This window comes from Okeania sp. SIO3B5 (genome assembly GCF_010692555.1).
In the GTDB taxonomy this organism is placed as follows: Bacteria; Cyanobacteriota; Cyanobacteriia; order Cyanobacteriales; family Microcoleaceae; genus Okeania.
Genome location: NZ_JAAHHG010000468.1, coordinates 1 through 7901 on the forward strand (window position 1 = coordinate 1; position 7901 = coordinate 7901).

A 7901-nucleotide genomic window follows, 5' to 3' on the forward strand; every position below is an offset into this window, starting at 1 on the left:
GCAACAGCAATGAAATTAAGTCCTTCGGGAAAGGTCATTCCTTCTTGTTGCAAGGTAGCAAGTGGATTATCGAGTAAACTTTGCTTAAATTGAGGTTCACGCCATGCTTTTTCATAGATAGGCGTTAAACCAGTTGGGTTTTCTTTCATTTTTTGATTGAGTACAATTGCTTAATGTGTAGATTTAGTTTTTTAATCTACACTATTTTTATTTGTAATGCGATCTACTTAAGATTTTTTCAAGGATTGCGATCGCTCTTCGTTAGAAAAGAGGAAAGGTTCATAAAAAGTGCCAACAACTCATCTCACAGAGCTGCCGAGGCAAAATTCTATACACCAAAGCTGGCCCAGACCAACTTCATAATTTAGAAGGAGCTGAAGCTACAAAAAGCAGAGTCGTTGGAATACACTCAAACAAAAAGTGTTTCCTATTGATGAGTGCCAACGACTCGTATCATAGAGCTGAGGAAGATACCAAGACCCTCACAGGGATAGAAGTCAATAGAAGACGACCCTGGTTTGTTGTCCTGGGTAAACACCCAACATTTTGCCGAGACGTTTACCTGTTTGGGGAATAAACATAGTGGGTTCTAGAACATCTTCCGTCAGGTGAGAGAACCACAGCAAATTTATGAAGTGCTAGACTGGATATCTCTATGATGGAAAATTCCTAATAAGTATTTACCACCCGATAGACCAACGGCGTGTGCCACTACGGCTAGTATAATTGAAACCGCCACCACGTCCAAAGCGAACGCCCCAACTACCACGAGCACGAATCCAACGACCACGACGACGCCAACCACCAGTAACAGCCATTATTTCTTCCGATTCCACTTCCTCTTCTGAGGGTAAATGTGGTATGATAAAATAAGATGTATTAGAAGTTTCTTCCAGAACTTCTACTTCAACCCAAGAAGGAAGAGTGAACCCTAATTCTTCTTCAATAGTCTGCTTAGGACTTTGGATTAATTTTTGTTTAAAGGTGTTGTCTTGGCTGGCTTTTACCTTTAAAGCACTTAAGGGGTCATTCTCTTCTCCTTCTTGGGTTTTCATTTCATCTTCTAAAAGAATATAGCGTTGAAAATCAGTTTCTTCTTTCACCTTGATTTCTTGATTCTCATCGGCTATAATACCAATCTGTGCCAAAGTAGATTTGGGTTCACTTAACAGGTTTTGTTTAAAGATAGGATCTTGCCATGCCCGTTCAATCACATACTGCATATCCGGTTGAGGTGGAATCACCAAATAACGAGTTTCAGCAGTTTCCTCAACTACAGTTACTTGAACATTCTCAGGAATAGCTTGGCCTAATTCTTCGCTTAAAACTGCTTTAGGATTAGCTAACAAGGATTGTTTAAATTCCCCATCCTGCATGGCTTTACTGCGGACATATTCTAATAAAGTCTCAGCACCTTTGTCTGGTGAGCCTTCCACAGGAATTACGATATAACGATGAGTATCAGTTTCAGCAACAGCAATGAAATTAAGTCCTTCGGGAAAGGTCATTCCTTCTTGTTGCAAGGTAGCAAGTGGATTATCGAGTAAACTTTGCTTAAATTGAGGTTCACGCCATGCTTTTTCATAAATAGGCGTTAAAACAGTTGGGTTTTCTTTCATTTTTTGATTGAGTACAATTGCTTAATCTGTAGATTTAGTTTTTTAATCTACACTATTTTTATTTTTAATGCGATCTACTTAAGATTTTTTCAAGGATTGCGATCGCTCTTCGTTAGAAAAGAGGAGGAGACGGCAGGATAGCAAGAATTTCACCTTATTATTAAGTTAATAAGGTTCAGAAAAAGTGCCAACAACTCATATCATAGAGTTGCCGAGGGAAAACTATACGTCGAAGCTAACCCAGGGCAACTTCAGAATTTAACAGGAATTGAGAACAGCCTCTGAAACTTCAGCATGAAGTACTTAGCTGGTATCACTTGATGGAAAATTTCCAATAAGTATTTACCAGCGTATGCCTATGCCTATCCGAATATCAACACGAGGACGCCAACGAGGACGCCAACGACGACGCCAACCACCAGTAACAGCCATCATTTCTTCCGACTCTACTTCCTCTTCTGAGGGTAAATGGGGTATGATAAAATAAGATGTATTGGGAGTTTCTTCTAGAACTTCTACTTCAACCCAAGAAGGAAGAGTGAACCCTAATTCTTCTTCAATAGTCTGCTTAGGACTTTGGATTAATTTTTGTTTAAAGGTGTTGTCTTGGCTGGCTTTTACCTTTAAAGCAGTTAAGGGGTCATTCTCTTCTCCCTCTTGGGTTTTCATTTCATCTTCTAAAAGAATATAGCGTTGATAATCAGTTTCCTCTTTCACCTTGATTTCTTGATTATCATCGGCTACAATACCAATTTGTGCCAAAGTAGATTTCGGCTCACTTAACAAGTTTTGTTTAAAGATAGGATCAAGCCATGCCCGTTCAATCACATACTGCATATCAGGTTGAGGTGGAATTACCAAATAACAAGTATCACCAGTTTCCTCAACTACAGTAACTTCAACCTTCTCAGGAATAGCTTGGCCTAACTCCTCAATTAAAACTGCTTTAGGATTATCTAACAAGGATTGTTTAAATGCCTCATCCTGCATGGCTTTACTGCGGACATATTCTAATAAAGTCTCAGCACTTTTGTCTGGTGAGCCTTCTACAGGAATTACCATATAACGATGAGTATCAGTTTCAGCAACAGCAATGAAATTAAGTCCTTCGGGAAAGGTCATTCCTTCTTGTTGCAAGGTAGCAAGTGGATTATCGAGTAAACTTTGCTTAAATTGAGGTTCACGCCATGCTTTTTCATAGATAGGCGTTAGAGCAGTTGGATTTTGTTTCATTTTTTGATTGAGTACAATTGCTTAATTAGATTGATTAGATTCTAATATACAACTACTTTTATTGGAACTGCAATATAATTAATATTTTATTTAGTATTTTTACACTAATTCATAAATACTTGTTAAGTACCTAAACAAAATTATTTACCTATTCTAATTCTCTGATATCTTGAGAAAGCCAAAATTTTAGCTTGTATAGATATGTAATTAATTTTGTGTATCTGCTTATACTAAATCCGGTTTAGACAGAACTGATATTCATGAAGGTAAGACAGAAGAAAGAAGAGTTAGAGAGAAATTTGAAAAAGGCATTTTCTTATATAGAAAACATAGCCATAAAACTCTTTTTCTATAATTTCCATTTCTCCTGACTTCTGAGGAGGTGCTCCTGACCAAAAAATAAGGTCAATAGTCTCCCCTGTTAAGGGGATGAAAAGCAGAAAAATCAACTTTGGTATTTCAATCCCAATGCTTTCCTACGGAATGCTGCGCAAACAGGTAGAGGAACTGATAACTGATAACTGAAATGACTTCTACCCTCACACATAAGACTTTTTCAGCAAACCCTAGCTAGGCAGTTACGATTACATTAAAAATACTATTGTGCTAAACTATTTATGATTATAAAAATCAAAGAGTAAGAAAGTCAATGTATGTTACTGCCTGCTGTTTTACATCCTGATATAGTTGAATTTCTCCGAAAAGATGCGGAAAGTAATTTACAAAAAAAAGTATGGGAATGTATTAAAAAACTAAAGCAGCAAAAATTTGATAGTGGGTTACGAGTTAAAAAGCTGAAGGGAATAAATAAAAGAGTATGGGAAGCTAGAATTAATAGTGCTAGTCGCTTAATTTTTACCTACAATAAGTCATCAGAACCAGAGACAGGAAAAATGCAAGTTTATCTGGCAATTCAAGATATTTGTGTAGATCATGATGATGTATCACGACGTGCTAAAGCGAGGAAGAAAAGTCCTGATTCAGAATGGTTAGAAACAGAGGAAGTAGAGGTAGTTTTAGAAACTAGCGACTTTAAAAATATAGATAATTACGCAGATGGAAATAATCGATACTCAGCAGCAGAAAAAACAAGTATTGACATAGTAGAAGCTCTAGAGTTGGAACTAAATTCAGATTTTACAGATGATGAATTGTTAGGAAATATTCAGTGGCAAGTATTAGAGTCGGAAACGGAATGGCAAAAGGCAATTATTGAACAAAATACGGATTTACCTTTAAAGCTAACAGCAGAAGAGTATGAACTTGCTAGACTTTCAGGAAATCTTTTATTAAATGGTAGTGCTGGTACGGGCAAAACTACGGTTGCGTTATATAGAATGCTGCAAAAAAGAGAGTATGACAATTCAGGGAAACGTTTGTATATTGCTTATAATGATTTGTTAGTTAATCATGCGGAGGAACAGTTTTATAGAATAGTCGCAGATAGTGAATTAGAAAAAGCAGAAAATCATCAAATAAGTCAAATAATTTTTGAGTTTAAAAATCTTCAGGAACTATGTTTGGAGATTCTGAGTAGTCATCATCAAGAATATTATGTTCAGGATGAAGTAAATTATCAAGTTTTTTCGGAGATGTACAAGGCACATCCTCGAAAGAAACAATATTCAACGGCTTTAGTATGGGAAGAAATTAGAAGTGTTATTAAGGGTAAGCAGTTAGCTACTAGAGAAGATATTTTATCTGAACAAGAATACGAAGAAATTAGTAAAAGTAGTATGGTTTATCTGGAGGAAAAGCATCGCAGAGAAATATATAAAATCGCAAAATGGTATCAGAAAAAGCTGCAAAAAGAAAATTTGTATGATGAAATTGATTTAGTCAGAAAAGTGTTGAAAATAATTGAAAATAATTATAGTGAAAAATATGATTTGATTGTTTGTGATGAGGTACAAGATTTAACAGAAATACAATTAGAGTTATTATTTAATTTAGTTAGTCCCCATGGCAATTTATTTTTTGCTGGAGACTCTTATCAAATGATTAGTCCTAGTGGTTTTCAATGGGAAAAACTAAAACATAAATTTTATCCTCACAGAAAAGTAGATAAACAAACCTTGAAATTTAATTTTCGTAGTGTAGGAAGCTTAGTGAATTTAGCCAATCAACTACTGAAATTACGTTCTCGATACTTGGCAGAACCCACAGAAAATTATTCTAATACAAACAGCAGTAATGGTCAATTAGCTAGAACGATTTCAGCAGATTATCAAACATTAATAAAAACATTAAAAGAAACATCTTTATATCCTGGCGATGCTATTTTAGTCAGACAAGAATCAGATAAAGAAAAAATTAGAGCCGAACTAAATTCTAGTTTTGTTTTTACAATTGAAGAAATAAAAGGATTAGAATTTGATACAGTTTTTCTCGTAGAATTTTTTCAGCCTACAAAAAAACTTTGGGGTAAAGTCATACGAGGTGGCTTACTAAAAGAAAAAGAAAAACCAGCATTTCAACTAGAATTAAATTTACTTTATGTAGCAATTACCCGTGCTAGTAGAATATTAAATATTTGGGAATCACAACTTAGTGCGCTGTGGCAAGAACCAGAATTAACAGGTTTATTTCAATCAATAATTCCCGAATTAGTAAGAAGCGATCGCGTTAATCCTAGTTCAGAAACATGGCGTAAACAAGGGGAATATTATTTGAAAGCAGGATTCTATCAACAAGCAAAAGAATGTTTTACTAAATCTGGCGATCTAATTTTAGAAAAACAAGCTCAAGCCAAATTATTAATTCAAAAACAAGCTTATGATGAAGCAGCAAAAATATTTTTTGAACTCAAAGAATGGCAAGAAGCTGCACTACTATTTGAGAAATTAAAAAAATGGCAAGAAGCAGCAAAATGTTGGGAAAAAATTGGAGAAAACCAGAGGCAAAAAATTTGTGAAGCTTACAACTTAGAAGTAAATTTAGAATGGTTAGCAGCAGCAAAAAAATGGGAAGAACTAGAAAAATTTGTTGATGCTAAACGCTGTAAAATGAATATTCCCGAAAAAAAAGCAGAATACCAAGCTATTGAATTTGAAGAGAAAAAACAATGGCTTAAAGCTGCTTATGAATATGAATTAGCCAAAATCCCTCAGAAAGCAGCATTGTGTAGAGCCAAAGAATTTGAAAAGACAAAACAATGGGAAAAAGCGATCGCTCAATATCAAATAGCAGGAATGAAAGAAAAAGCCAAAAACTGTAGGATTCGAGGAGTAAATGAACTACATAAACAAGGACTGATTAAACTACAAAAAAGAGATAATATTGGCGCTCTAGAAAACTATAACCGAGCAATAATACTAGACCCAAATAATCATCAATTTTACAATAACAAAGGTATTATAATGGCTCAATTTGGAAACTTAAAGGCAGCAATAGCAAATTTTCACAAAGCATTAAAACTTGAACCCAAAGACCTCCAAAGTTATCATAATTTAGGGGCAGCTTATGCAGAATTAGGCAAATTAAATCAAGCCATAAATCTTTTTTCTCAAGCTCTGAAATTTAATCCTCAAGATTCTCAAATTTACTATAACTTAGGAGTAGTTCGTTTTAAAGCAGGAGACCCAAAAGCAGCTATCGCAGATTACAATCGAGCAATAAAATTTAATCCTACAAAAATCGAAGCTTACTATAATCGAGGTATTGCCAGGCGCTTCCTTGGAGATAGGCAAGGTGCAATTGATGATTTCAGCACATTATTAAAACTCAATCCTCAAGTTGTAGATGCTTATACCCAACGAGGTAGTGTTAGGTTTGATATGAAAGATATAAAAGGAGCGATGGCCGACTTCAACGAAGCAATTAAACTTAATCCTAAACATCCTGAAGCTATTTACAACCGAGCTATAGTCCGTCGTTTGATGCGAGATAACAATGGTTCTCTAGAAGATTTTAACCAGGTGATACAAATTAATCCTAATTATGTGGATGCTTATATCAAACGAAGTATAGTTCGTTTCGATCTGGGAGAGCATCGCGGTGCTCTAGAAGACTTAAACCATGCAGTAGAACTTCAACCCGAAAATGCAGAAGCTTTTTATCATCGAGGTAACACTAAGCGAAGTCTGGGAAACTTTCCCGGAGCAGTCGCTGATTTTCAGACCGCTATACATCTTAACTCCCAATATCATCAAGCTTATAACGATCTTGGCATTGTACGTCTGAGAATGAAAGATATAAAAGGGGCAATGAAAGACTTTGAAGCAGCTATACAAATTAATCCTAACTATGCTGAAGGTCATAATAACCGAGGCTTTACCAAATTTAGATTAGGAGATATAGAAGGAGCAATGCGAGACTTTGAGATAGCTCTACAAATTAATCCTAACTATGCCGAAGCACATAATAATCTTGGAAATGCTCGCTTTCAAGCAGGAGATTTTCAGGGAGCTATTGATGATTTTAGCGAGACTATACGCATTCATCCCAACTATGTCCCTGCTTATAATAATCGAGGTTTAGCTCGTTTGAAATTAGGAGTCTTTTCTGAGGCGATCGCTGATTGTCAAGCAGCACTAAAAATTAACCCTAAGTATGGTTTGGCCTACTATAATTTGGGCTTAATTCACTGTGAAATGGGAGATTTGCAGCAAGCGATCGTAGACTATAGTGAAGTATTAAAATTGTATCCGAGAAAAATAGACGCTTATATTAACCGAGGGTTAATTCATATGAAGTTAAAAGACTATGCTCAAGCGGTTAAGGATCAAAGCAGTGCTATAGATATTAATCCGAATATCGGTCGTGCTTATTCTTTTCGTAGTGAAGGATATAAGGAATTAGGAAACATTCAAGCGGCTCTTGATGATTTACATAAAGCAGCAGAAATTTATCAACAACAAGGAAAGATACAAGAATACGAAAAGACTATCAAGACTATTGATAGTATGAAAGAGGATAGCGAAAAATAGGGAACAGGGAACAGGGAACAGGCAACAGGCAACAGGGAACAGGGAACACCGGAGCTGGGAACAGGGAACAGGGAACCCACCACTAACCCCTCCCAGGAGGGGAAATAATTGATAATTAATA

At 35.7% G+C, this 7901-nt stretch carries 3 protein-coding genes; 1 reads left to right on the forward strand and 2 read right to left on the reverse strand.

All coding sequences use genetic code 11. The features are described 5' to 3' along the window. Nucleotides 1-680 precede the first annotated feature (680 nt). Together F6K54_RS35635 and F6K54_RS35640 are read right to left on the reverse strand one after the other, a co-directional pair. A complete protein-coding gene (locus F6K54_RS35635; protein WP_293088502.1) occupies nt 681-1619 on the reverse strand; it encodes an NHLP leader peptide family RiPP precursor in 939 nt (312 codons plus the stop codon). A gap of 342 nt (nt 1620-1961) precedes the next feature. Further along, nucleotides 1962-2852, reverse strand: coding sequence for an NHLP leader peptide family RiPP precursor (locus F6K54_RS35640; RefSeq protein ID WP_293088504.1), 891 nt, complete (start codon nt 2850-2852; stop codon nt 1962-1964). Between the two features lie 653 nt (nt 2853-3505). On the opposite strand from F6K54_RS35640, the gene F6K54_RS35645 reads away from it, so the two are divergent. Next, on the forward strand, nt 3506-7780 hold the full coding sequence (locus F6K54_RS35645) for a tetratricopeptide repeat protein (RefSeq protein WP_293088506.1): 4275 nt from the start codon (nt 3506-3508) through the stop codon (nt 7778-7780). The last annotated feature ends 121 nt before the right edge of the window (nt 7781-7901 follow it).